The 22,375-nt window shown below is 62.8% G+C and carries 22 protein-coding genes; 12 read left to right on the top strand and 10 right to left on the bottom strand.

Annotation, left to right across the window (positions count from 1 at the left end):
- The first annotated feature begins 65 nt into the window (after window positions 1–65).
- From ACTJLC_RS17470 to ACTJLC_RS17450, 5 genes are all read left to right on the top strand, one after another.
- Complete coding sequence (locus ACTJLC_RS17470; protein WP_310130848.1) at window positions 66–566, top strand: MgtC/SapB family protein; 501 nt, start codon at window positions 66–68, stop codon at window positions 564–566.
- A 131-nt stretch (window positions 567–697) separates the two neighbouring features.
- Window positions 698–2,047 (top strand): hypothetical protein, encoded by a 1,350-nt coding sequence (locus ACTJLC_RS17465; RefSeq protein WP_440844725.1) that lies wholly within the window; start codon window positions 698–700, stop codon window positions 2,045–2,047.
- Between the two features lie 219 nt (window positions 2,048–2,266).
- On the top strand, window positions 2,267–2,575 hold the full coding sequence (locus ACTJLC_RS17460) for a hypothetical protein (RefSeq protein WP_310123868.1): 309 nt from the start codon (window positions 2,267–2,269) through the stop codon (window positions 2,573–2,575).
- Between the two features lie 190 nt (window positions 2,576–2,765).
- Window positions 2,766–2,924, top strand: a complete 159-nt coding sequence (locus ACTJLC_RS17455) for a hypothetical protein (RefSeq protein WP_167363282.1) — start codon at window positions 2,766–2,768, stop codon at window positions 2,922–2,924.
- Between the two features lie 429 nt (window positions 2,925–3,353).
- Window positions 3,354–3,668: a hypothetical protein gene (locus tag ACTJLC_RS17450; RefSeq protein ID WP_073431316.1), complete on the top strand. Its 315-nt coding sequence runs from the start codon at window positions 3,354–3,356 to the stop codon at window positions 3,666–3,668.
- Between the two features lie 116 nt (window positions 3,669–3,784).
- On the opposite strand, the gene ACTJLC_RS17445 is transcribed toward ACTJLC_RS17450, so the two are convergent.
- A complete protein-coding gene (locus ACTJLC_RS17445) occupies window positions 3,785–4,429 on the bottom strand; it encodes a helix-turn-helix transcriptional regulator (RefSeq protein ID WP_073431317.1) in 645 nt (214 codons plus the stop codon).
- A gap of 174 nt (window positions 4,430–4,603) precedes the next feature.
- Window positions 4,604–5,572: an ornithine cyclodeaminase family protein gene (locus ACTJLC_RS17440; protein WP_073431318.1), complete on the bottom strand. Its 969-nt coding sequence runs from the start codon at window positions 5,570–5,572 to the stop codon at window positions 4,604–4,606.
- A 230-nt stretch (window positions 5,573–5,802) separates the two neighbouring features.
- On the opposite strand from ACTJLC_RS17440, the gene ACTJLC_RS17435 reads away from it, so the two are divergent.
- Window positions 5,803–6,582: an ABC transporter substrate-binding protein gene (locus ACTJLC_RS17435; protein WP_083081805.1), complete on the top strand. Its 780-nt coding sequence runs from the start codon at window positions 5,803–5,805 to the stop codon at window positions 6,580–6,582.
- Window positions 6,583–6,612: 30 nt separating this feature from the next.
- Window positions 6,613–7,854: an NAD(P)/FAD-dependent oxidoreductase gene (locus ACTJLC_RS17430; protein WP_083081803.1), complete on the top strand. Its 1,242-nt coding sequence runs from the start codon at window positions 6,613–6,615 to the stop codon at window positions 7,852–7,854.
- Between the two features lie 10 nt (window positions 7,855–7,864).
- On the opposite strand, the gene ACTJLC_RS17425 is transcribed toward ACTJLC_RS17430, so the two are convergent.
- Window positions 7,865–8,737 (bottom strand): endonuclease/exonuclease/phosphatase family protein, encoded by an 873-nt coding sequence (locus ACTJLC_RS17425; RefSeq protein ID WP_073431321.1) that lies wholly within the window; start codon window positions 8,735–8,737, stop codon window positions 7,865–7,867.
- A 121-nt stretch (window positions 8,738–8,858) separates the two neighbouring features.
- On the opposite strand from ACTJLC_RS17425, the gene ACTJLC_RS17420 reads away from it, so the two are divergent.
- Window positions 8,859–9,305, top strand: a complete 447-nt coding sequence (locus tag ACTJLC_RS17420) for a hypothetical protein (protein ID WP_073431322.1) — start codon at window positions 8,859–8,861, stop codon at window positions 9,303–9,305.
- A 22-nt stretch (window positions 9,306–9,327) separates the two neighbouring features.
- On the opposite strand, the gene ACTJLC_RS17415 is transcribed toward ACTJLC_RS17420, so the two are convergent.
- The 3 genes from ACTJLC_RS17415 to ACTJLC_RS17405 all read right to left on the bottom strand — a co-directional run bounded on the left by ACTJLC_RS17415 (window position 9,328) and on the right by ACTJLC_RS17405 (window position 12,983).
- Complete coding sequence (locus ACTJLC_RS17415) at window positions 9,328–10,959, bottom strand: glycoside hydrolase family 32 protein (protein WP_374710280.1); 1,632 nt, start codon at window positions 10,957–10,959, stop codon at window positions 9,328–9,330.
- 95 nt (window positions 10,960–11,054) lie between these two features.
- Window positions 11,055–11,306, bottom strand: coding sequence for a GntR family transcriptional regulator (locus ACTJLC_RS17410; RefSeq protein ID WP_310130859.1), 252 nt, complete (start codon window positions 11,304–11,306; stop codon window positions 11,055–11,057).
- A gap of 87 nt (window positions 11,307–11,393) precedes the next feature.
- Complete coding sequence (locus ACTJLC_RS17405; protein WP_244220112.1) at window positions 11,394–12,983, bottom strand: glycoside hydrolase family 68 protein; 1,590 nt, start codon at window positions 12,981–12,983, stop codon at window positions 11,394–11,396.
- A gap of 456 nt (window positions 12,984–13,439) precedes the next feature.
- Between ACTJLC_RS17405 and ACTJLC_RS17400 the strand changes: the two genes are divergently transcribed.
- Complete coding sequence (locus tag ACTJLC_RS17400) at window positions 13,440–14,450, top strand: substrate-binding domain-containing protein (RefSeq protein ID WP_310123884.1); 1,011 nt, start codon at window positions 13,440–13,442, stop codon at window positions 14,448–14,450.
- A gap of 52 nt (window positions 14,451–14,502) precedes the next feature.
- Here ACTJLC_RS17400 and ACTJLC_RS17395 read toward each other — a convergent pair whose 3' ends face one another.
- From ACTJLC_RS17395 to ACTJLC_RS17380, 4 genes are read right to left on the bottom strand one after another with little or no spacing between them, the layout of a single operon-like run.
- A complete protein-coding gene (locus ACTJLC_RS17395) occupies window positions 14,503–15,897 on the bottom strand; it encodes an HD domain-containing phosphohydrolase (RefSeq protein ID WP_073431326.1) in 1,395 nt (464 codons plus the stop codon).
- A 33-nt stretch (window positions 15,898–15,930) separates the two neighbouring features.
- Window positions 15,931–16,533 (bottom strand): chemotaxis protein CheC, encoded by a 603-nt coding sequence (locus ACTJLC_RS17390; protein ID WP_073431327.1) that lies wholly within the window; start codon window positions 16,531–16,533, stop codon window positions 15,931–15,933.
- Window positions 16,526–16,894, bottom strand: coding sequence for a response regulator (locus ACTJLC_RS17385; RefSeq protein ID WP_073431328.1), 369 nt, complete (start codon window positions 16,892–16,894; stop codon window positions 16,526–16,528). Before ACTJLC_RS17385 ends, ACTJLC_RS17390 begins: the two co-directional genes overlap by 8 nt.
- Window positions 16,895–16,902: 8 nt before the next feature.
- A complete protein-coding gene (locus ACTJLC_RS17380; protein ID WP_310130864.1) occupies window positions 16,903–18,327 on the bottom strand; it encodes an ATP-binding protein in 1,425 nt (474 codons plus the stop codon).
- 425 nt (window positions 18,328–18,752) lie between these two features.
- Between ACTJLC_RS17380 and ACTJLC_RS17375 the strand changes: the two genes are divergently transcribed.
- The 3 genes from ACTJLC_RS17375 (at window position 18,753) to ACTJLC_RS17365 (ending at window position 22,272) form a co-directional block, all read left to right on the top strand.
- On the top strand, window positions 18,753–19,778 hold the full coding sequence (locus ACTJLC_RS17375; protein WP_374709837.1) for a substrate-binding domain-containing protein: 1,026 nt from the start codon (window positions 18,753–18,755) through the stop codon (window positions 19,776–19,778).
- A gap of 30 nt (window positions 19,779–19,808) precedes the next feature.
- Window positions 19,809–21,548, top strand: a complete 1,740-nt coding sequence (locus tag ACTJLC_RS17370; RefSeq protein WP_073431330.1) for an ATP-binding protein — start codon at window positions 19,809–19,811, stop codon at window positions 21,546–21,548.
- Window positions 21,549–21,660: 112 nt separating this feature from the next.
- A complete protein-coding gene (locus ACTJLC_RS17365; RefSeq protein WP_310130870.1) occupies window positions 21,661–22,272 on the top strand; it encodes a flavin reductase family protein in 612 nt (203 codons plus the stop codon).
- Window positions 22,273–22,375 lie beyond the last annotated feature (103 nt).

Raw genomic sequence — 22,375 nt, 5'->3', positions numbered from 1 at the left:
TCCACTGACACTCCGTCACGGGGGCACAAACGCTTCGAATAATTTCAGGCAAGGAGGACAGAACAATGTTGCCGAACCTCGAACTCCTCTCCCGTCTGGTGTTGGCCGCGGCGCTCGGCAGCGTGATCGGCTTCGAGCGCGAGCGGCTTTCGTGGGCTGCGGGCTTGCGCACGCACATGCTGGTGTGCGTCGGTTCGGCGGCAATCGGCCTCGCGGTGGGCGGCGGACTGTACACCGCGTCGATCGCGGCGACCATCATCATTCTGACCATCCTCGCCGGCATCAAGCCGCTCGAGCGCCGCTTCATCACCGTCAAGCAGCGGCGTCAATTGACGATGATCGTCGAGCGCGGCGCCATGACGTTCCATTCGCTGCACGACGAACTCGGCGCCGCGAGTCCGCGTGTCAAGCAGTTCGTGATGCAGCAAAGCGACGACGAACCCGAGTGCGACGAGGTGATCATCACCTTGCACCGCGTATCGAACGCCGAATACGAGGCGATCTGCTCACGCTTGCGGCAACTGCGTGGCGTCAAGCACTTCAGGCAGGACGACGCGTCGTCCTGAAGCGCAAAATCGTCGGCGAATGGCTTCAGGACGTGCGGGCGGCCATGCGACAATGCGGGCTCGAAAAATTCCAATGGCATTCACGAGCGGTGCCCGGCGCCCGCTTTCCGGCGACGACCGCTTTTTTCTTTATGGCAGATTCCGCAGCATCCACGCAGTCCCGGCCTCCGCGCGCCGCTTCCAGGAAGCGGCGTCAGGCCACCGTCTCGACCGAAACCGAAAACAAGCTGGCACGCGCCGCGCGTTCGGCACAACGCCTCGCGCAACTGAGCGACGCCACGCGCGACGACAGCACGCTCGACCTGTTCCCCGACGACCCCACCCGCGCCACGCTGGAAGCGATGAACATCGACATCCGCCAAGGCACGCTGCATGGTTTCGAATTGCCCGACGTGGTGTTGGCGGCGGTCGGCGCAATTGAAGCCGGCGACGGCGCGCCGCTGGACGCGAAGGCGGCGCGCCGCGCGCCTCGCGCCGCGAAGTCCGATGAACCGGTGCCGGTGAATGCGCAATTGAGCGGACTGGAAACCGAGCCGTTGCCAGTGACGGGTTCGTCGGCTGACGGGCTGGCTGTTGCTGATATGACGCCGATCGCGGGCATGGCTGCTGAAGAGAGATCAGCGACATCGGCGGCGGCGCGCGACGCGGCGCCGCTCACGCCAGCCATGGCGGCAGCGACCGTGGCGCGCAGCGTGACCGCGCTGCGCCAGGCGGTCGAGCCGGGCGCGACGGCGGCGGATCATGTGCGTGGATCGGTCACGCGCGGCGGTCAACCGCAGCCGCGGTCCGCGGCGGCTGCGGCTGCGACCAAAGTGGCGGCCGCCTCGCTGGAAACGTCCGATGCCGAAGTTGCGAGCGCGCCTGCCGACCACCGTACTTCGCCGGAATCAGGGGCGGTGGCTGCGGAGCGCAAGCCGTCGGTCAACGCATCCGCGTCCGCACGCATGAATGCCAGCGCCAGCGCCAGCGCCAACTCAGCCTATGCCGCACCCTTGTGGGAAGCACAACGCGCTGAAGCATCGGCAGCCGCACAGTGCGCCGCGCCTGAACTCGACCGCGCGCGGGCGACCGCCTTCGCCGATACCGTTGACGCCCTGTATGGCGTGATCGCCGATCAGCGTCGCGCCGCGACCGACCACTCGCGCCGTATGAAATGGATGTTGTCGATCGTGGTGGGCGCGTTGCTCGTCACGGTCGCCATTGGCATTACGCAGACCGCGCTCCTGATGCGTCTGACGCGCGAGACCACCGCCCAGCAGCACCGCATCGAAGCGTTGATGCAGAACCAGCAGGCGGCCATGGCCAGCCTGCTCGACACCCACATGGCAATGGCCAGGGCAGCGGCAAGCGAAGCCGCATCGGCCGCCGCGGTCGCAGCAGCGCCCGCCGCGGCTCAGCAGGCTGCGGCTACGCCGGCTCAGGCGAAGCGTGCCGCGCGAGCGCAGCACGCGCATAAGCCGAAAGCAGCCACCTCCCACTGAAAATGGGACGCCGCGCCGGCGACAAGCCGGCCGCGGCCGCCCATTTCAACGCCCCGTCTGGTCACAGGTTCTGCCGCTTAACGCGTTCGTCGCCGGATAGGCGCCGTAAGGCGCCGCCCGCCGCCGGCGCATCGCACCTGCAAATCCCCGCGTTTACACTCCTAGTGCTGTTGCGAAGCCGGACCGGATACGCCAGCGCCTCTTCTGACGGGAGCCACCATGCCGACTAGCGAACACAAATTTTCCATTGAGGAACTGTTGACCGCGCTCATCCGCGACAAGGGCATCCACGAAGGGTTTTGGGCCTTGAACGTGGAATTTTCCGCGACCGGCGCCACGGTCAAACCGCAAGACAACCCCGCGCGGACGCTGCCGGGACTGATCGTGTCGATGAATAGCGCCACGCTGATACCAGCGGCAAGCGCGGCGGCGGGCGCCGTCGACGCCGCGGTGGTCAATCCACGCAAGAGCGTGGAGAGCGCAAAACCGGTTCGCGCCAAAAGGCAGCCGGCAAGGACGCTTCAGTAGGCCATCCTTTTCGCCCCGGATTAGGAAAACAGGGACGTTGTCATGATGCAACGCATCATTGCTTAGAAGCCCGTGGCAACGCGCCGCGCCCCGAAGATTGTTGCATCGCACTAGCTTTTGCCTAGGGAAAACCCTATAATCATTCTTAAGGGAAACCCCTAGCAAATGCAGTAACTAACCGGGAGTCGCCATGAGCTTCATTTTTGCACTGTTCCAAAAGGTCAGCGACCTCTTTGCGTCGCCCCATCTGCCGCTCGATTCGGACTATTCGTACGCAGCGCGTAGCCGCGAAGCCGAGCGTGTTCGCAAGGCACAAGCTACGTTGTTCGGCATCAAGCTGAGCGACTAAGAGCCAAGCTTAAAGCCCGAGCGCGGAGCGCCGCGCATGGGTCGCGCACCCGAGTGCGCTCGCATCACTGAAGCCACGGCCCGCGAAACGCGGGCCGTGGCTTTTGTTTATGCGGCGGACTCGGCTGCGAATATTTCCCTGCGGAAATGAATGTAACGGCGGAACGTCGCGGGGCTTTCTACAGGGCCGCCGCGCGGCGCGGACGTTTCACCGCGCACGGCGTTGCAGCGGGGTATTGAACCTGAAAACGAGCGCTACCCTCGGTCACCGCCTTTGAAATGTGCGCTTACACGTGCTCACGTATTCACGCGGTTCGTCCCGTTAAAGTTGGTCTCAAGCGCACGGCGTCCGATTTGGGCTCGACATGGCGGTTAAAGGTCGACCGAACCCCAACGCCGGCTTGATACGAAACCTTGACGGGAGCTCACTATGAAAACCTTCAACAAGACATCGCGTTCGATTATTGCGACCCTGCTCGCGGGCGGCGCATTGCTCGCGGCCGGCAGCGCGTTCGCGCAGGAACGCGTGGTCATCGGGAATGGCCCGGCACCTGTGGTTTATGGTCAGCCGCACATGATGCCGGTAGGCGTGTCGATCGACATCGGCTGGCACGGCGATCGTTACTACGACGGCCGTCGCTACTGGGATCACGACGAGTGGATGCGCCATCATCCGCGCGACTACGATCCGCGCCACCACGGCCGCGACGATCACAACGATCATCGCCCGCCGCCGCGCTATTAATGCGCGCGTAACGACGCCGCTCGAAGCGGCGCGAAGTCCGCAAAGCCGGTCTCGCCTCGCGCAAGACCGGCTTTGTCACGCTTGGATTGGAAGAGGCGTGATCAACGCCTCCATTCTCAAGCTGCCGCGCCCCGCAAATCTCTGATGTGTTGATACACGGTCGCGCGCCCCATCCCCAGCACGTTGGCGACATAGTTTGCCGCGCTCTTGCCCTTGAACGCCCCTTCGGCCCATAACGCTTCGACCAGTTCGCGGCGGTGATCGCGCGTCAGCGAGTTCAATGCCAACTGGCGTTCCTGAAGCCACGCGTGAAGAAAGGTGTTGATGCGTTCCTGCCAGTCGTCCTTGAACAGCTCCTCGGGCTGCCTGATCACGCCGGCACCGGAAATCACGCGGTCGATCACATGTTTCATGTCCTCGAAGACCGCTATGTTGTAGTTGACGCACATCACGCCGACGGCGCTTCCGGCGTCGTCGAAGAGCACCGTGCTGACACAGCGCATCCGCCTGCCATCCCAGTTGATCTTTTCGTATGGACCGATCGTGCCCGACTCGGCTGAATGGTCGATTTCCTCGAGTGCCGATTCGTCGCCGAGTTCGCGCTTGGACAGATTGTTCGCGATGTAGGCGATCGTCTGGCTTTGCAAGTCGTGAATGACGATCTCGACGTAAGGGAAAAAGAGCAGCGCGATACCGTCGGCGACACGGCCGTATCGATCCAGAAGAAGCCGGCGTGCGGCCGTTGTCTTGGTCTTTCGCATGGGGATGGGTCGAATTCCAGTTTTCGGAAACTCTGGCAACGTGTTGCGCCACGTGCCGCGAGCTTTGCGTTCCACGATTATTTTGCCACGCGGAACCACGCCGCCATTAGCCACACGCTTTTGCCGCATTCATCCCGAACCGAACAAAACGCTCGAACTGAGACAGCGTCCTTGTCACGTTGACGGGCGGCGAAGGTGCCGGAACAACTCGAAGGCGATTGCAACATCTTCGAGCCCGAGTCCGATCGAACGAAAAAAAGCGTGCTTCTCGTAAGACGGCTTTAAAGCCACGCCGGAGACAAGTTCGGGCAGATCGCCGAGCACGCTTTGCGCAGACCAGCCGTGCTGCTGCGCGGCCAACTTCAATTCGCCCGCGCTCGCCGGCGTGGTTTGCCGGTAATCGCAATAGACGTCCACGTGCGGAATCCAGGCAGGCGGAATCTCATGCGCGTTGGCGGCGTTCGTGCTGATCGACGTGATGAGCGCCGGTTTTGTCAGCATGCTTTCCGACAAGACAGGCGTAGCCGAGGATGTGCACAAGGCCACGACATCGGCATCGCTCAGGCAATCTTCCATCTTCGTGCAAATCGTCACGCGCTCGTCGAGCGCCGCAACCGTTGCGCGCTTCGCCTCGTCCTTATCGAGCGCCGGGGAAAACACGCGGATCGAGTCCCACGCCCGCAGCGGTGCGAGATGACGCACATGCGCTTGAGCGACCGCACCCGCGCCGACGATGGCAAGCCGGCGCGCGTTCGATGCCGCCAGGTGCTCGACGGCCAACGCAGTCGTGCCGGCGGTTCGCTCGACGGTGAGCAGCGCGGAGTCGCACCACATCAGAGGCTGTCCGGTTTCCATCGACATCAATGCCGTCCACGCCGTGATGACCGGCTTCGATTCGGTCACGATGTACGGCGACAACTTCGCTCCGAACACCTTGGCGTGCGCCATTGCGCCGAGGTAGGTGATGAAGTCTCCCTGACCCTGGGGAAACGGAGTCAGCGTTTGAGGTGGTTGGACGGCCGTGTCGTTGCCCAGCGAGTGAAACATCCGCGTCAGCGCACGTCGCACATCCAGGTGGGGTAGCGCCTCGCGTACCGCGTCCTCGTGGACTATCAACGGGCTTGTCTTGTGTGCGTTGCTCATTGGCCTGCTCTCCCAGATCGCCTTCGGGCGTTGCTGCGATTCTATGTTCAAAATGTCCAGTCTGGACAAGTATTTTGAAATCGCTTGCATTTGGGAGTGTCCAGAATAGACTGTGGGTCCAGGGCGAGCCGTTTCCAGTCTCGACCTCGCAGCGAAGTTGCCTCGAAGTTGTCTGTCAATCAGCGACCGCGGCGACCCGGATTTGCTATCCAACCCATCAGGTGACCACCATGCGTCTGAAGTTTCCGCTCTCAGTTTTCCTTGCCGTTGCCCTGGCCGGCGCTGCCAGCGCCCAGGCGCAATCCACTTTGCGCTTCGGCGTCGAGGCAGCGTATCCGCCGTTCGAAAGCAAGACGCCCTCGGGGCAGTTGCAGGGATTCGACATCGATGTCGGCAACGCGGTCTGCGCCAAGCTGGAAATGAAATGTGTGTGGGTCGAGAATTCGTTCGACGGATTGATTCCCGCGTTGCAGGCACGCAAATTCGACGTAATCAATTCCGCGATGAACATCACCGAAAAGCGTAAGCAGAGCATTGATTTCACACGGCCCATCTACGTCGTGCCGATCGTGATGGTGGCGAAGCGCGGCGCCCCCTTGCTGCCTGATGTGAAGAGCCTTCAGGGCAAGCGCGTAGGTGTTCTGCAGGGATCGTCGCAGGAAGATTTCCTCAAGCGCCATTGGGCGAATGCCGGCGTGTCGGTCGTCTCTTATGCGGACCAGGACCAGGTCTACGCCGATCTCACCGCGGGTCGCCTGGATGCGGCTGTTCAGGAAGCGCAGACCGTTCAGGACGGTTTTCTGAACAAGCCCGAAGGCCACGACTATGCGATCGTCGGCGAGCCGCTTTCCGATCCCGCAACGCTCGGTGAAGGTACGGGTTTCGGTTTGCGCAAGAGCGATAAGGCGCTGGCCAAAAAGATCGACACCGCGCTCGCCGCGCTGAAGAAGGACGGCACGCTGAGCAATCTCTCGCAGAAGTACTTCAAGCGCGACATCATTGCCAAGTAACGGCACGGATAGCGAAAGCAGAGCGAGTTTATGGACTTCGATGTGATCGTGCTCGGCGCCGGCATTGTCGGCGTGTCGTCCGCGCTGCACTTGCAGGATCGCGGACGCCGCGTGGCGCTCGTCGACCGGCGCGGTCCGGGTGAGGAAACGAGTTTCGGCAACGCCGGCCTGATCGAGTGTTCGTCTGTGGTGCCTTATGCGTTCCCGCGCGAACTCGGCACGTTGTTGCGCTACCTGCGCAATCAGTCGACCGATCTTTACTGGGACTACAGGGCGCTGCCGTCGTTTGCGACATGGCTGGCACGCTTCTGGTGGGAGTCGTCTCCCGAACGGCTCGCGGCGGCGGCGCGCGACATGCTGCCCTTGATTCGGCAAAGCGTGGCCGAGCACGATGCGCTGATCGAGCGGGCGCGCCTCGCGCATCTCGTCAGCAACAAGGGCTGGATGGAAGCGTTCCGCACGCCTGCGGAATTCGCGAAGCACGTCGCCGCTGCCGAGGTCATCGCACGCACGCATGGCCTGCATGTGGCGCCGCTCGATTCGGCGGCGCTCGTCGCGCGCGAGCCCGGTCTCGAAGCGGGATTTTGTGGCGCGTTGCATTGGCAGGACCCGAAGAGCATCGTCAATCCCGGTGCGTTGACGAAGGGTTACGCGCGTTTGTTCGAGGAAGGCGGCGGCACGCTGCTGATCGGCGAGGCGACCACCTTGCGGGCGGAAGCGGGGGCATGGACGGTGCAGACAGCGTCGGGCAGGCTCAGTGCGAGCGAGGTCGTGATAGCGCTCGGACCGTGGTCGGATCAGGTGTTCGCGCCGCTGGGGTATCGCATCCCGCTACGGGCGAAACGCGGGTATCACATGCATTATCAGCCCACGAAGCCGATGCTCTCGGTGCCATTCGTGGACGCTCAGGAGGGGTACGTGATCGCGCCGATGGAAGGCCGGCTTCGGTTGACCACGGGCGTTGAAATCGCGCGGCGCGACGCGGCGCCAACGGGTGTTCAACTGGAGCGGGCGGAGGCCGTCGCCAGGTCCACATTCGGTTTGGGCAAGCGGCTCGACCCCGCACCGTGGCTTGGCTTGCGTCCCTGTACGCCGGATATGCGCCCGGTCATCGGCCAGGCGCCCCGGCATCGCGGGCTCTGGTTCGCGTTCGGACATAACCATCATGGATTGACGCTCGGCCCGGTAACGGGCCGTCTGCTGGCGGAAATGATGACGGGCGCAACGCCTTTCACCCCTGCCTATCCATTCCGCCCGGAGCGATTCGGATAGTTGCGAAGCGTTAGCGCAACTCGAGCCACATCGGCTGATGATCGGACGAGCGGCTATTCTGATCCACGCCGCAACTCGCAATGCGCGGCTTCAAATCTTCAGTGACGAAAACGAAGTCGCATGCGAACGGTCCGTCTTCCCATTGTTCGTGATCGTATAGACCGACGGTGGCGGCGCGCGGCGCATTCGGGTTCGCGCAAGCCCAGGCGTCGGCGAACGCGGGCGCGTCCGGAATCGGTTCGAGCATCCTGCAATAAGCAGAGCCTTCAAACGCGCTGTTGAAATCACCGCAGACAATGGCGCTCAGCGGGCGTGCCGTATCGGCGAACGGACTGTCCGGTTTTTCCGCTTTCGCCGGACGGCGTGCATGGTCGCATGCCTCCTTGTGCAATTCGCGCAGCCTTGCCACCTGTGCCAGCCGTTGCGCTTCCGAATAGAACTCGAGATGCGTGCTGATGACGCGCAGCGGGCCGATGTCCGTTTCGATCACCGCTTCGAGCGCGACACGCAGCATCGACGGCTTGGCAGGGTCGGCCGGCCAGGGCAGCGAATGACGCAGCACCTGTCGGACAGGCAGAGGGGTCACGATCGCATTGCCGAACTGACGCCGCTGTCGCGCCGCTCCGACCGGAGGAAGATCGGAGCCGATCGCCTCGATCACCTTCGCGTGCGGCAGCAACGCGGCAAGCTCGGCGAACTGATCGGCAGAGGGGCCGCCTGCCAGTCCACCCGCGGCCGGACCCTCGTGAAAACCGCGCGTCACTTCCTGAAGGCAAAGAATGTCGAAATCGCACAGTGCTTTTGCTTCGCGCACGATGCGAGCGAGGTCGACGCGGCCATCCACACCGCGTCCCCACTGAATGTTCCAGTCAACGAGACGCATGACGTTCTCCCGTCAAAAGCCGTGCTTGCAGTTTACTGCTGCGACGTCCCACCTTCCATGCAAACAGCCGCCTCAATAAACGGTATATACTGTTTATACCATTACAAACCTGGAGGCCTACATGAACGCACCCGTCGTCCGGAAAGCCGGCAAGAAAGCATCTCGCTCCACTGAAAATTCGAACGGCGTCGCAGCAGGCGACGGCAACATCGTCGTTCAATCCGAGCAACCGGTTGTAGACAAGCCTGTCACCACGAAGAAAACCGCGAAACCGAAACAGCAGCTCGTTGCCGATGTGGCGTCCGCGCCGGCCGTCGCCCCTGCGGAACCACGAGCAAAGCGGGCCAGGAAAGACAAGGTCGTGCGAGACAGTTTCACCATGCCGAAATCCGATTACGACAAAATCGCGGCACTGAAAAAGAAGTGTCTGGATGCCGGCGTTTCGGTCAAGAAGAGCGAGCTGTTGCGCGCCGGGCTGCTGATGCTCGAGTCCGCCGCGCCGAAACGGCTTCTCGCCGCGGTGTCGTCGGTGGAAGCGGTAAAGACGGGGCGGCCCGCGAAGGCATAAGCGCTGTCCGCCGCTGTCCGCGTTAGCGCTTGGGGGCGGAGAGGTCGGTAATCGCCAAATCGCTGAACGTTGCGTTGCCGCCTTCGGCGAAAACCGAAACGCGGTTGTCGTCCTCGCCCGGAAAGACGAGATCCGTGATGACAGTGCGGCCATGATCCGCGAATACTTCCACGGAATCCCTGTCGACCACCACGGTGAGATGCAGCTTCCCGTCCACTAACGGCAAGTCGACGATGTGCGCTTTGCTGAACGCATTCGAGAACCCGCTCTCGCCGGACTTCGAGCGATCGAGCGTCAGTGTCCGACGCTCGGTGTCGTAGACAATCCGCGTGCCCACCTCGCCGTTCGCCGAGCCTCTGACGACCAGGCCCGCACGCCGCGCGGACTGCGGACTGATCGTCACGTCGATGTTTTGCACCACACCACGTGTGGAGGGCGCGAGTTCTTCCACACGCGAGGCAACGCTGAGTTCGTTAATGCGCGTGGTCGAACCTGTGCTGACGAACCGCGTGTATTGCTCGACTGGTCCGGATATCAATCGCGGCACGCCGTCGACCGTTTTCAGCGCGAGTACCCGAGGCAGCGCGGTTGCGCCTTTCCACGGCGTGGTCGGTATGCGTTCGGCGTAGTCCCAGTTGCTCATCCAGCCGATCGTGACCGCCTCGCCGCCCGGCGCATTCGCGAATGTTCCGGCTGCATAGTAATCGGCGCCGTGATCGAGCCACTGGTAGCGCGAAGGATCGGAACCGGCCGGCGCCACGTTTTCCGGCGTGAACGTTCTGCCGTCGAAGCTGCCGACGAAATACATCGCGCCGGACCCGCCCGCGATCGACCACGGGTTGACGTTCACGATCATCACCCACTTCTGCTTGCGACTGTCGCCGTCGAGGGGCAAGGGGAACAGATCGGGCATCTCCCAGAGCGCCCCTCGATGAGGAATGTCGGGAAGAGTGAAGTCGCTGAGAAAATCCCAGTCGATCAGATTATTCGAGCGGTACATCTTGACCACGTGCGCGTCCGCGACCACGGTGGTCATGAGCCAGTAACCCCCCGGCGCATACCACGACACCTTCGGGTCACGAAAGTTTTGCGATTCGGGATCGAGCGTCAGCACCGGATTGCCCGCGTATTTGCGCCACGTCTTGCCGTCGTCGGTACTGTAGGCGAGCGATTGCGCCTGCGTGCCTGGTCGATGTCCCGAGCCGGCCTTATACACGCTGGTATAAAGCGCGATCAGCGGCGAGGAATTCGCCGGGCCCAAGCCGGACGTGTTGTGTGTATCCACCACGATGGAACCGGAAAAGATCTCCTCGGTTGCATTGACGTGCATCGCAACCGGTTGCTCGCTCCAATGAAGGAGATCGGAACTCGTGGCATGTCCCCATGACATATTGCCCCACGAATTCCCGTTCGGATTGTATTGATAGAACAGGTGATAAAGACCGTTGTGGAAGACGAGTCCGTTGGGATCGTTCATCCAGTTTCGTTGCGGCGTGTAGTGAAACGCGGAGCGCCATTGCGGCGTGCCGGCATCGGTGGTGTGCCGCGAGGCGGGCGGCGCCGCGAACGCGCCGAACGAAACGCTTAGCGATGCAAGCAGACACATCGCCAGTGCGCTCATTTTTGAACCGAAGGGACGTTGCGGGTCGTACATGGAATGGCTTTGCCCTATCTACGCACGCGGACGAACGGCGAATGCCGTCACGTCCGCGAGTGCAGTCAATGAGTATTCGTCGGCTTGGCCGACGATCAGGCGGAAAGCCTGAGAATGATGGTCCCCTTGCGCCCGCTGCCGACCGTCAGGCCGCGGCGCGCGGTCTCGCGCAGTGCGCGATTGACCGTGTTCACGTGCAAGCCGAGGAAGTCGGCCAGCATCCGTTGCGAAGGCAAGGTGTCGCCGGGTTGGAGACGGCCGGTCCCGATCGCCGTTTCGATTTCGTCGACCACGGCGAGATAGACCGGGCCCCGGTACGAGGACAAGTCGGGAATCCAGGATTTCATGGCTGCCGTTCTTCGCCCGCTTCGAATGTCGCCGGGTCGGCAGTGCAAGCGGAAAGCTTCCGCTCGCACTGCATCCAACCGTCCGGCTTACTGACCGTTGTTCGCGCCGCCCTGGCCGGGAGCCGCGCGAGTGGCGGAAATGTCGCCGTAGCCACCCAGACCACCCTTGCCGTAAGTCCGGTCGATGTCGGTCGAATCGCCGTGAATGTTCAGCTTCACGGTCGGCGCCAGGGTGCCGCCGCGACGCGGGCCGACGGCGTCGATGAACGATTCGACGAGGCCGCCCGGCATCACGTAATGCGAGTACGACTGGAATGCCCGGGGATTCTGGTTCGGGTCCAGCGCGTACGGCGCACCGATCGGCTGGTCGAAATCGGTCGGGTTGCCGAGCACGAGGCCGCTACCCTTGTTCAACGGCAGGAAGTCGCTGCGGATACCGTTGCCGACGAAACCGTACACGCCGTCAGGACCGTCGACGCCCGCCGCGTAGGTCGGCCGGTGGCTGATCGTGAACAGGTAGTACTTGCCGTCCTTGATATAGATTTGCGGCCGCTCGGTCTGATCGTTGACGCAGTTGGCCGACAGCAGCGGCGGAAGAAACTTCCACTCCGTGAGCTGCTTGTTCGTCGCCACCGCGAGACCGACGTTCGCCTTCTGGTAGGTCGCGCCGGAGTTCATCACCGCATTGAGATCCTCCTTGTACGGATCGTTGGGCGCATAACCCAGATCCGCCTCGGTGCAGGTGCGCGCGCCGCGCGGGCCGCCCGTGTTGCCTTCGAACACCATGAAGGTCTTGCCCGGATGCGCCGGATCGGTGAACACGAACGGATCGCGGAACGAGTAGTACGTGTTCTGCTCGCGCGACTGGTACAGCTTGCCGTCCGGTTCGAGCAGCGCGTCGTGCTTGTCGAATCCGTCGAACCAGACGTGCGTGTCGTCCGCGTGAATGTGCCCGTCGGTGCGCGTGATGATCGCGATAGGCGGCGTGATGTCCTGGCCGCCCTCGGCCGAGCGGTTGAACGACAGCGCGGTGTAGTAGAGGCTGAGGTTGTTGCCGTTCGTCAGCCGCGCGGAGCCCGACCATTCCGCGTTCTGCGTCATCGGCGCGGTGCCGAAGACCTTCGCGCTCGTGCCGTCCGGGAACAGATGTCCGCCGTAGGTCCACCCGCCGTTCGCCGGGCGCTGTGACGCCGGAATCCCCGCCCGGCGATAGAAGAAGCCGATGCGAGCGTGCACGTGGCGATCGTCGAACGAATAGCCCGCGTGCGGATCGGCGGTCAGCGAGAAAATGACTTCCCAGCCCTTGTAGCTCAGGTTGTCCGCTTTGACATCCGACAGCGGCCATGTGTCCCACACCCACACGTTCGAGTTGATCAGCGGGAAGTCCGCCGGAATGTCCGGCATGGTCAGCGCCGCGGGCAGCGAGTTCTTGTCGGCGGCGGTCGCCGTGTGCGATTGCGCCTTGATTTGTCGGACATCGGCGCGCGTCCAGCGCATCGTGAAACTGCTCTCGGGGTCGTAGGCCTGCTGCGTATGCGGCGTCGGCGCGGGGAAGCCCGGCGCGGACGATTGGGCCAGCGCGGGAGCCGCCGCGGCGGCGAGCAGCGTGCCGCACACCGCGGTCGAGCGCAGGCGGGCGCGAGTTGACGGGAATTGCGGGGATCGAAGTCTGTTCATCGGGTTCACATCCTGGAAGAGTGCGCAACGAGGGCCGTGGGAAACCGCCGGAGCGTTGCCGTTTGACTTGTTGGTACGAAATATCTGCTTCAGAACCTGGTGATGCCGGAGACGCCTGTGGCGCTGGAGCCGGATTGCGGAAAGCTCATTGCCGGAAACAGCAATAGGAAACGACGTTTGTCGGCCGGCCTTGCCCGTGTTGCTCATCGGGCAAGGACCTGCCGGACGTCTGTTTTAGGAACTACGAATGGTCTCTCGCGGGCCCAAGGAACAGCCGTGACTCCAATACGTCGGAGACGCGAGGTATCCAAACCGGTTTGGATCATAGTCCAAACCGGTTTGGATTGTCAAAGGATTGGTAAGTTTTGAGGTACCATGACGCTTGCCCAACCGGCGCCAAATCCCCGCCACGCAAGGCCGCCCCAGGGGAAAACAGAGCAACGCCAAGGTGGAAACGTGAAGGTGAATCTAAAGACGCTGTCCGACTCGCTCGGACTTTCCCGCACGACCGTTAGCCGGGCGCTCAACGGCTATGACGACGTGAATGAAGCAACCCGCCTGCGAGTAATCGAGGCGGCGCGCGAACTCGGCTACCACCCCGACCCAACCGCGCGGCGGCTCGCCACCGGCCGCGCCGAAGCGGTGGGCATGGTCTATCCGTTCGGTACGGGCGACCTTGGCGATCCGCGTCTGGGTGAGGTCGTGGCCGGCATGACCGAGCGCCTCGGCGAAAGCGACCTCGATCTGATCATTGTTTCCGCACGGCCAAACGCGGAACTCGAGACGTACCGTCGGCTGGTCGAAGGCAAACTGGTCGACGGTCTGATCGTGGCGCGCACGCTCGTCGACGATCCGCGCATCCGGTTTCTTCAGGCGCGTCAGTTTCCCTTCGTCGCTTATGGGCGGACCAACAGCCCCACGCCTTATGGCTGGTTCGACTTCGACAACGAGGCGGGAGCGCGGGCCGCCGCGCAACGTCTGATCGCATTCGGGCACCGACGAATCGGCTTGCTCAGTGCGCCGCTGACGATGAGCTTTGCCGCTCAACGGCGCGCGGGTTTCGTCAGCGCGCTGCAAGAGGCCGGCATTCAGCCGGAGGCGTCGCTCATGATCGAATGTCCGTTCAACCGGACGGGCGGGTATGAAGCGGCGCGAGCGCTGCTCGAACTGGCCGAGCCGCCGACGGCATTGGTGGTGGACAACAACCTCGCGGGCGCCGGCGCGTGTCGCGCGATCGTCGAGAGCGGCAAGCAACTGGGTACGGAAATCTCGCTGATCGTCTATGACGGCGTGCCGCCGGACGTCGCTTCGTCACACACGGTGACATCCGTCGTGCAGCCGACCGGGGAGTCGTCCGGCAGGGTCATCGCCGAACTGATTCTGGCGACGATAGCCGGCAAGGAGCCCGAGCCGCGGCTCGCGCAGCCGCGTATCGAGCCAGGCGATACGGACGGGCCACCGCGTTGACGGCCGGTGGCCTCGCCCAAACACGCGTTTCCCGCCGAAAGCGGACAGCACGTCAGGCCGCCCGCGTCGCCGCGGTAGCCACCAGGCTTCGCTCCACAAGGATGACGAAGCGCTCTTCCTCATGAATCTCGAAGCGCCGGATCTGCGCGATCTGATCCGCGGAAAGCACCTTGCCTTTCGTCATCAGCAGCGTGCCGCGTGAAGTGCGGAGGTCTTCCGCGAGCTTCATTCCCTCTTTCAGATGCGACGCGTCGACCGTGTCGGGCACGCCTTCCGGCGACAGTTCGGCGTGGCTCGTGACCAGCTCGATGTATTTGTCGGCGATGGCCGGGTCATAGCGAATGCCCGACTGCGAACGCACGGTGGACACGATTTGCGCGTCGGTCATCTTTTGCGGCGCAATCGCGCCGATGCGCAAATCTTCCACGTCGCGGGCCAGCGCGAGAATGCGAGCGCCGATCGGAATGGAACTGCCGGCGAGGCCGTCGGGCGCGCCGCGTCCGTCGAAGCGCTCATATTGATGGCGAATCATGGCCTGCACATTGGCGAGTTGCGACACGGGGCTCAGCGCCATTTGTCCATGCAGCGGATGCAGGTGATAAAGCTTGGCTTCCTGCGGCTGCATCTTCGCGATGGGCGTCTTCAGCAACGCGTCGGGAAGAAAGAGCTTGCCGATGCCGTGCAACAGGCCCGCCATCAACAATTCGCCACACGCGTAGTCGCTCATTCCAATCGACGCGCCGAGTTGTTTCGCCAGTTCGCCGATTCTCGCGGAATGACCGGGAAGACCGCAGCGCATCTCGACCATGTTCGCGCAGACCTTCACCATCGTTAGAAAATTGCTCTTCAGATCTTGCTGGGCGCCTTCGAGAAACATGACCGTTTGGCGGATTTCCTCCGTCCGCGCATGAACGTCGCGCTCGAGTTCCGTGTTGAAGCTCGCCAGCCTTTCGTTCTGCCGTTGCAGCAATTCGGTCAGGCGCACGGTTTCGCGTTGCAGCCGCAGTTGTTCGAGCGCGCGCTGGATGGTCAGCAGCAGGTCCTGGTCGTCCCACGGCTTGTGCAGGTAGTGATAGACGTGCCCCTCGTTCACCGCGCGCACCACGGCCTCCACCTCCGAATATCCGGTCAGCAGAATCCTGATCGCGTCGGGCGCGATCGAGCGGGAGCGGGACAGGAATTCGGCGCCGTCCATGTTCGGCATGCGCATGTCGGAGATGATCACATCCACGCGCGCCGTTTCGAGTAACTGAAGCGCGTCGGCGCCGCTGTACGCCGAGAGCACCTCGTACTTGAGCGGCCGGAACAGCCGCTTGAGCGATGAGACGACCCCTGGCTCGTCATCCACCAGCAACAGCGTGGGGACCGGCGCTTCGAGGGGTTCTTGCGATGCCGCGGGCGATTCGCTCGCGCCGGGCATCTGGTCGGTTACCTGAAGTTCGGACATGGATTTCCTTGGTGATTGTTCGCCGGCATTGCACTAGATCGAGCTGAGAAACTGGTCGAGCGCATGCTTCATTCCGCGGATGGCTTCGTCGGGCAGCAACATCACCATGCGTGCGCCGAAGCCGCCTTTTTCGAGCGTGAAGTGAATTTCCAGCAGCAGCGCGAGGCCCCAGCGGCCGTTCTCGAAGTGGCCAAGGTTGGACCCTTCCGTGACCGGCAGTAGCGTCGGGCTCGAAAAGCTGATGCGCCTGCCGAGTTGTTCGAAGACGCTTTGAACACAAGCACCCACCAGCAGGTTGGCGATGTCGCACAGCGCTTCGTTGCCGGCGTCGCTGTTTTCGAGGTCGTAGTCCAGCAATTGCCGGAGTTCGCGTTGACCGTCCGCGCCGAACAGCACGATGGTTTCCCCCGAAATATCCGACTGAAAAGCCTGGCGCACAGGCGGCAACTGACTGACGCCATGCCCTCGCAATGCTTCAGGCAACTGGGCGGTGCTCACCAGCCTGATGCCCGGCACCGACAACGTGACGAATGCGCCGAGTAGCGTTGCCAGCGCGGCGGCTGCCTTTCCCATTCCGACATTGCAGATCTCCTGCAGAGCATCGCGCTGGTCTTCGTTAAGACCCTGTTCATTCATGGAGACCATACTCCCTCAGGATTGCCCCGATCGCTTCGGGCGAAACGGGTTTGCAGACAAAGCCGATCGCACCGAGCGCTTTCGCACGCTCGACCGCACCCGACTGAATGTCCGCCGATACGACAATGACAAAGGCATCGAGTCCTTCGTGCTGGATTGCCTCGAGTACTTCGAATCCGGTCATGTGCGGCATCGTCAGATCGAGAAAGATCACGGCGCCTTTGCCGGCTCGATAGGATTCGAGTGCCGCGGCGCCGTCCGACGCCTGCGTGATGTCCACCTCCCAGTCATCGGGCAAGGATTTAATGAGCAATTTCCTGGCGAGCGCCGAATCGTCGGCAACGAGTATTGGCAGAGCCATAGGGTCCTCTATCTGCCGGTTGAAGCCAGCGTGGATTGGGTTCGGGCATCCGGCGCGCTCGCATGCGCGACGACCGGCTCCGTCTTGCCGGGTTGGGGCGACTCTTCCGCTGCGTCCACCGGTAGCGTGACGCGGAATGTCGTGCCGGCGCCGACCGTGCTGGTCACGGAAATCTGCCCATGATGCGCATTGACGATGCCGTAGCTGACCGATAGCCCGAGGCCGGTTCCCTGGCCCACCGGCTTGGTGGTGAAGAACGGATCGAAGATGCGGCTCAGGTGCTCGGCGGGTATGCCGCACCCGGCGTCCGCCACCTCGAACCAGATGCGTGACGGATCGGCGTCGTCGACGCCGGTGCGGATCGTGATCTTGCCCTGCGCCGCGCCGTGCTGATCCTGTTTCCCGGCATACGCCTGCGCCGCGTTCACGACGAGATTCAACGCCACCTGGCTGATCTGCGAGGGGATGCACCGCACGAGCGGTATCTCGGCGTATTCGCGAACCAGATCGGCGCGATACTTCACCTCGTTATGCACGATGTTCAGCGTCGACTCGATGCAGCGGTGCAGATCGCACCATTCCCAGACGTGCGTGCTGTCGATCCGGGAGAAGTCCCTCAGATCGACCACGATGGTGCGGACTCTGGCGAGACCTTCCCGGGATTCCTGCACGAGCGCGGGCGCATCGTCCAGCAGATAGTCCAGATCGGCGCTTGCGGTCAGTGCGCGCAAGTCGGGCTCGATGGACGGCGCGGTTCGCGCGACGAGCTGATTCATATCTTCTGCATAGCGGATCAGTGTCTTGATGTAGCCCTCGAGCGTGTTCAGGTTTGAAAGCACGAAGCCGACAGGGTTGTTGATCTCATGGGCAACGCCTGCCGCGAGTTGACCGATCGCGGCGAGTTTTTCCGATTGCAGCAGTTGCTGGTGCGCATGCGCCAATTCGTCATTGAGCTCGGTGAGCTGGCTATTGCGCACGGTCAATTCGGCCAATGCATTCGCCACGGTCTGTTCGCGCTTCTGCAATTCGCCGTAGGCAATGCAAACATCCGTCGCATCGACGATGGTGACCGCCACCGCCGTCACCTCGCGCTCGGCGTTCTCGATCGGAATGAAGCTGCAGTTCTGCCGCATCGCGTCGATCGGCCCGGTAATGGGGCGCGAGTGCTCGAAGTGAAACAGAAACGGGCGATGCTCCCACGACGAATAAGCGGGCGTGCCCAGTACGAAAACGCCCTCGACTTTTCTCTTCAGCCACTCTCTCGGCAATTCGGGGAACACGTCGAGAAGCTCCAGGCCAATCACCTCCTCGGCGGAACGGCCGCTATGAGATTGCATGAAGCGGTTCCAGGCGAGGATGCGCAGATCGCGGTCCAGAGCGAAGACCCCGCAATTCACGAGTTCGACGATGGATTCCGACAGATTGGTCGTCACGAAACGCCCCTTATATTTGCAGGGTACGGAATGCTGTTTCCCGCGGTAGTAAGCAATGGATTCATGTTGCCGCTCTCATGGAATAACGGCCTCACGAACGCTTCCCGTATCGGGGTCACCCCTGGGCGATAAGGCATAAAAAAACCGGCCTGTCAGGGCCGGCTCCAGAACGCGTTGAAGATCGGTAAGGGTTTCCGCTATCGATTCCGCTATCAACTGGCATAGCCTTCGCGCCGTTAACAAGTCACTCCCGGCGTGTTCGCGTATTCGCTTCACGTCGACCTCGTGCCTCGTAATCTGGGGGAAGCATGCTCTCGAGTTGCAAACGAACAATGGGGGCGTTAGCAGTTTGCTGGTGTTCGATCCAGCCCGTCTACACGCTGGCCGCGTCGCCAAACCCGGAAGGCAATGAACCGCGCGCCGCAATGAGCATGGCTCAGATGCGGCATGCGGTCGACAAGGCGTCCGAGCGCAGTTCGCGCTGGAGCGGACCGGCGTCGGGACCGGCGGCGGTGTCCGGCGCGACCATTGCCATCGTCAGCGAGGATTTGCGCAACGGCGGCATCCTCGGCGTGGCGAAAGGCATCAAGGAAGCCGCGGACGTCATCGGTTGGAAAACGCGCGTCTACGACGCGAGCGGCACGTCGGAGGGCCGGCGCAACGCGGTCGCCGCCGCGCTCGCGCTGCGGCCCGACGGCGTGATACTCGTCGGCGTGGATGCCGGAGAGATGAAGCCGCAGCTCTTGCCGTTCGCGGCGCAAAAGATTCCGATGGTCGGCTGGCATGTCGGTTCTCGCGCCGGCGTGATGCCGGATAGTCCCGTGGCGGTGAACGTCTCCACGAATCCGCTGGACGTGGCGCGCATCACGGCCATGGCGGCGGTCACGCAATCGGCGGGGCACGGCGGGATCGTGGTCTTCACCGACAGCAATTTCCAGATCGCCAAGGCCAAGACAGATGCGATGCTGGAGGTAATCCGCGCATGCCAGGATTGCACGCTATTGGCCGTGCAGGATCTCGCCATTTCGAAAAGCGCCGGACTGATGCCGGCCGTCACGGACCGGCTGCTCGCTCAACACGGAAAGAACTGGACGTATGCGCTCGCCATCAACGATATCTACTTCGACTACGCGGCTGCCGAACTCACGCGCGCCGGGCGCGCGAGCCGAAGCCTCAGCATGCTGTCGGCCGGCGACGGCAGCGCCGCCGCGTTCCTGCGCATCCAGGCCGGCACGTTTCAGACCGGCACGGTCGCCGAGCCGCTCAATCTCCAGGGCTGGCAACTCGTCGACGAGTTAAACCGTCTGCTCGCGCATCAGCAGGTCACCGGCTATGTGTCGCCGGTTCATCTGGTGACGGCGCGCAATATCGAATTCGACGGCGGATTGCTTGGCCAATATGACCCGGACAACGGTTACCGGACCATCTACCGCGGCATCTGGAAGCGATAGCCTCCGGCGGCGAATGCACAGGAACCGACTATGAATTTGCGGGACGTCCGCGCCGCAATGCTGCCACGATCACTGCGCTCGCAATTCATCTGGGCCGCGGTCGTACTGGCCGTGCTCATCGCGACCTGCGGGATCACCGCGGTGTACGCGCTGCGGGCGTCGACCAGCGCGACCCGGCTGCTGGCCAACGATCAGCTCGTTCTCATGGACGTCGCGCACGAACTGGTTCAGCAAACCCTGCTGATCGAGCGTGAATCCTCGCAACTGGAAACGGCCGGGTCGGTCGAGACGACGCGAGCCAGCTACGCCGATATCCTCAAGCAACTGGAAGCGTTCGATCATCTGTCGGGCCGCCTTGCCGCCGCCAACAACGACGTCAGCGTGCTCGACCTGCATCAGTCGAGCCAGTTGTTCCGCAATACCGTGAATATCGTCGCGCAATTGCGGGAGAGCCAACTGGGTTCGGATGACGCGCGCATTCCGGCTGCTTCGCATCATGGGCCGGGAGTCGCCGGGTCAGAGGCCGGCGCTAAAAAGATCGACGACCGGTTCAGCGAAGCGCTGCGCCGGCAGGCAGCCGTCATGGTGGAATCCGCCGAGCTTCAATCAGACCGTTACACGCGCGACTTTCAGGAGGCGGTGCAGCGGTTGGCCGACACGTCGGCTCGCAATCAGCGCTGGATCACTGCGATGATCGCGAGCTGTCTTGCGTTCGCATGGCTCGTCGCGCACGCATTTCTCGGCAAGCATGTGCTTTCGCGGCTGGAACTGGTCAGCAGCAACCTGCGGCTTGACGATGTTGGCCGCGAACACGTGCCGGTTCCCGTTCAGGGCCGCGACGAGATCGGCGAGATGGCGCGAGCGGTCGAACAGTTTCAGCGGGACCGCCGGCAGCTCGCACTGGCCAACGTCGCGCTTCAAGAGGAGAGGGCGCGCCAGGAAGAACTGATCCACGAACTCGCGCACGCTCACGGTCAGTTGCTGCAATCGGAAAAGCTGGCGTCGATCGGGCAGCTTGCAGCAGGCGTCGCGCATGAAATCAACAATCCGGTCGGCTTCGTCAACGCGAATCTGGGTACGTTCAAACGGTATGTGGCCGATCTGTTCGCCGCGCTTTCCGCTTACGAGAAAGTCGAATCGGAAATGACACCCGCGTCGCGCGCGGCAATCCACGAATTGAAACGCGAGCTCGATCTCGACTACTTGCGAACCGACATCGCGACACTGCTGACGGAATCCGTCGACGGCATGCAGCGAGTCAAGCGCATCGTGCAGGGTCTCAGGGATTTCTCGCAGCAGGAGGCGACGGAGCGGCGGTGGGCCTGCCTCGAAAGCACCCTCGATACGACGCTCGACATTGTCTGGAACGAACTCAAGCACAAGGCGGAAGTGAAGAAGGAGTACGGCGCCATTCCGCAAGTGGAATGTATTCCGTCGCAACTGGGCCAGGTGTTCATGAACCTGCTCGTCAACGCGGCCCAGGCGATCGAGGGGCATGGGTGCATCACCGTGCGGACAGGTCACGATGAACAGCACGTGTGGGTGGAAGTGGAAGATACCGGAAGCGGCATCAAACCCGAGCACCGCGGCAGGATCTTCGATCCCTTCTTTACGACCAAGCCCGTCGGCGGCGGAACCGGGCTGGGTCTGTCGATCTCATACGGCGTTGTCAAAAAGCAGGGCGGCCGGATCGACGTGCAAACGGAAATCGGCAAAGGTTCGTCATTCAGAGTGGTGTTGCCGAGGCACGTGCAGGAAGCGCTGGTGTGATCGGACTTGATTAGCCGCGGTGACGAATCGCGCGCGCCGGCAGTTGGAGCGAGTCTGCGGTATAAAGACCGCTCGCCTGTCCGCCAACAAAAACGCACTTCAACGCCAACCCATGTCCCATTACTTCTACGACCCCGCTGCCGGTCACGGCCTTCCACATGACCCGTTCAAGGCGATCGTCGCCCCGCGCCTGATCGGCTGGATTTCCTCGCGCGACACGGACGGCACGCTGAATCTCGCGCCCTACAGTTTCTTCGGCGCGTTCGCCAGTTCTCCGCCGATCATCGGTTTTTGCAGCGAAGGCCGCAAGGACAGCATCGCCAACATCGAGGCAACCCGCGAGTTCGTCTGGAATCTCGCCAGCAGGCCGCTCGCTGAACAGATGAACCGCTCGTCAGCGCCCGTGCCGCCGCATGTCGACGAATTCGCACTCGCGGGGCTGACGCCCGCCGCGGGCCGCAACGTCGGCGTGCCGCACGTCGCCGAAGCGCCGGCCGCGCTCGAATGCAAGCTGCTGCAGGTGGTGCGCCTGCATACCCTCGACGGTAAGCCGATGGACAACTACCTGTCGCTCGGCCAGGTGGTCGGCGTGCACATCGACGAGGCGTATCTGAAAGACGGCCTGTTCGATACCCACGCCGCGCAGCCGATCATGCGCGCGGGCTACCGCGCCGACTACGCGGCCATCGGCGACATGTTCCAGATGTTCCGCCCGAGCGCATAAACCCTGACTACGTTACAGGCACATCGCGCCGCGCAATGCGGCGCGACACCCATCGCATGTCTCGCGGATCGCGCAAGATCGAAGCGCAACGACTGGCCCGCTT

It is taken from the genome of Paraburkholderia sp. 22099 (assembly GCF_052045835.1).
Lineage (GTDB): Bacteria > Pseudomonadota > Gammaproteobacteria > Burkholderiales > Burkholderiaceae > Paraburkholderia > Paraburkholderia terricola.
Note: the sequence above shows the minus strand (reverse complement) of the source record. Positions and strands in the feature narration are given on the sequence as shown.

Excerpts from the sequence above, each read along its gene's own strand:
- ACTJLC_RS17470 (WP_310130848.1), top strand. The coding sequence starts at position 66 with ATGTTGCCGAACCTCGAACTCCTCTCCCGTCTGGTGTTGGCCGCGGCG.
- ACTJLC_RS17465 (WP_440844725.1), top strand. The coding sequence starts at position 698 with ATGGCAGATTCCGCAGCATCCACGCAGTCCCGGCCTCCGCGCGCCGCT.
- ACTJLC_RS17460 (WP_310123868.1), top strand. The coding sequence starts at position 2,267 with ATGCCGACTAGCGAACACAAATTTTCCATTGAGGAACTGTTGACCGCG.
- ACTJLC_RS17455 (WP_167363282.1), top strand. The coding sequence starts at position 2,766 with ATGAGCTTCATTTTTGCACTGTTCCAAAAGGTCAGCGACCTCTTTGCG.
- ACTJLC_RS17450 (WP_073431316.1), top strand. The coding sequence starts at position 3,354 with ATGAAAACCTTCAACAAGACATCGCGTTCGATTATTGCGACCCTGCTC.
- ACTJLC_RS17445 (WP_073431317.1), bottom strand. The coding sequence starts at position 4,429 with ATGCGAAAGACCAAGACAACGGCCGCACGCCGGCTTCTTCTGGATCGA.
- ACTJLC_RS17440 (WP_073431318.1), bottom strand. The coding sequence starts at position 5,572 with ATGAGCAACGCACACAAGACAAGCCCGTTGATAGTCCACGAGGACGCG.
- ACTJLC_RS17435 (WP_083081805.1), top strand. The coding sequence starts at position 5,803 with ATGCGTCTGAAGTTTCCGCTCTCAGTTTTCCTTGCCGTTGCCCTGGCC.
- ACTJLC_RS17430 (WP_083081803.1), top strand. The coding sequence starts at position 6,613 with ATGGACTTCGATGTGATCGTGCTCGGCGCCGGCATTGTCGGCGTGTCG.
- ACTJLC_RS17425 (WP_073431321.1), bottom strand. The coding sequence starts at position 8,737 with ATGCGTCTCGTTGACTGGAACATTCAGTGGGGACGCGGTGTGGATGGC.
- ACTJLC_RS17420 (WP_073431322.1), top strand. The coding sequence starts at position 8,859 with ATGAACGCACCCGTCGTCCGGAAAGCCGGCAAGAAAGCATCTCGCTCC.
- ACTJLC_RS17415 (WP_374710280.1), bottom strand. The coding sequence starts at position 10,959 with ATGTACGACCCGCAACGTCCCTTCGGTTCAAAAATGAGCGCACTGGCG.
- ACTJLC_RS17410 (WP_310130859.1), bottom strand. The coding sequence starts at position 11,306 with ATGAAATCCTGGATTCCCGACTTGTCCTCGTACCGGGGCCCGGTCTAT.
- ACTJLC_RS17405 (WP_244220112.1), bottom strand. The coding sequence starts at position 12,983 with ATGAACAGACTTCGATCCCCGCAATTCCCGTCAACTCGCGCCCGCCTG.
- ACTJLC_RS17395 (WP_073431326.1), bottom strand. The coding sequence starts at position 15,897 with ATGTCCGAACTTCAGGTAACCGACCAGATGCCCGGCGCGAGCGAATCG.
- ACTJLC_RS17390 (WP_073431327.1), bottom strand. The coding sequence starts at position 16,533 with ATGAATGAACAGGGTCTTAACGAAGACCAGCGCGATGCTCTGCAGGAG.
- ACTJLC_RS17385 (WP_073431328.1), bottom strand. The coding sequence starts at position 16,894 with ATGGCTCTGCCAATACTCGTTGCCGACGATTCGGCGCTCGCCAGGAAA.
- ACTJLC_RS17375 (WP_374709837.1), top strand. The coding sequence starts at position 18,753 with ATGAGCATGGCTCAGATGCGGCATGCGGTCGACAAGGCGTCCGAGCGC.
- ACTJLC_RS17370 (WP_073431330.1), top strand. The coding sequence starts at position 19,809 with ATGAATTTGCGGGACGTCCGCGCCGCAATGCTGCCACGATCACTGCGC.
- ACTJLC_RS17365 (WP_310130870.1), top strand. The coding sequence starts at position 21,661 with ATGTCCCATTACTTCTACGACCCCGCTGCCGGTCACGGCCTTCCACAT.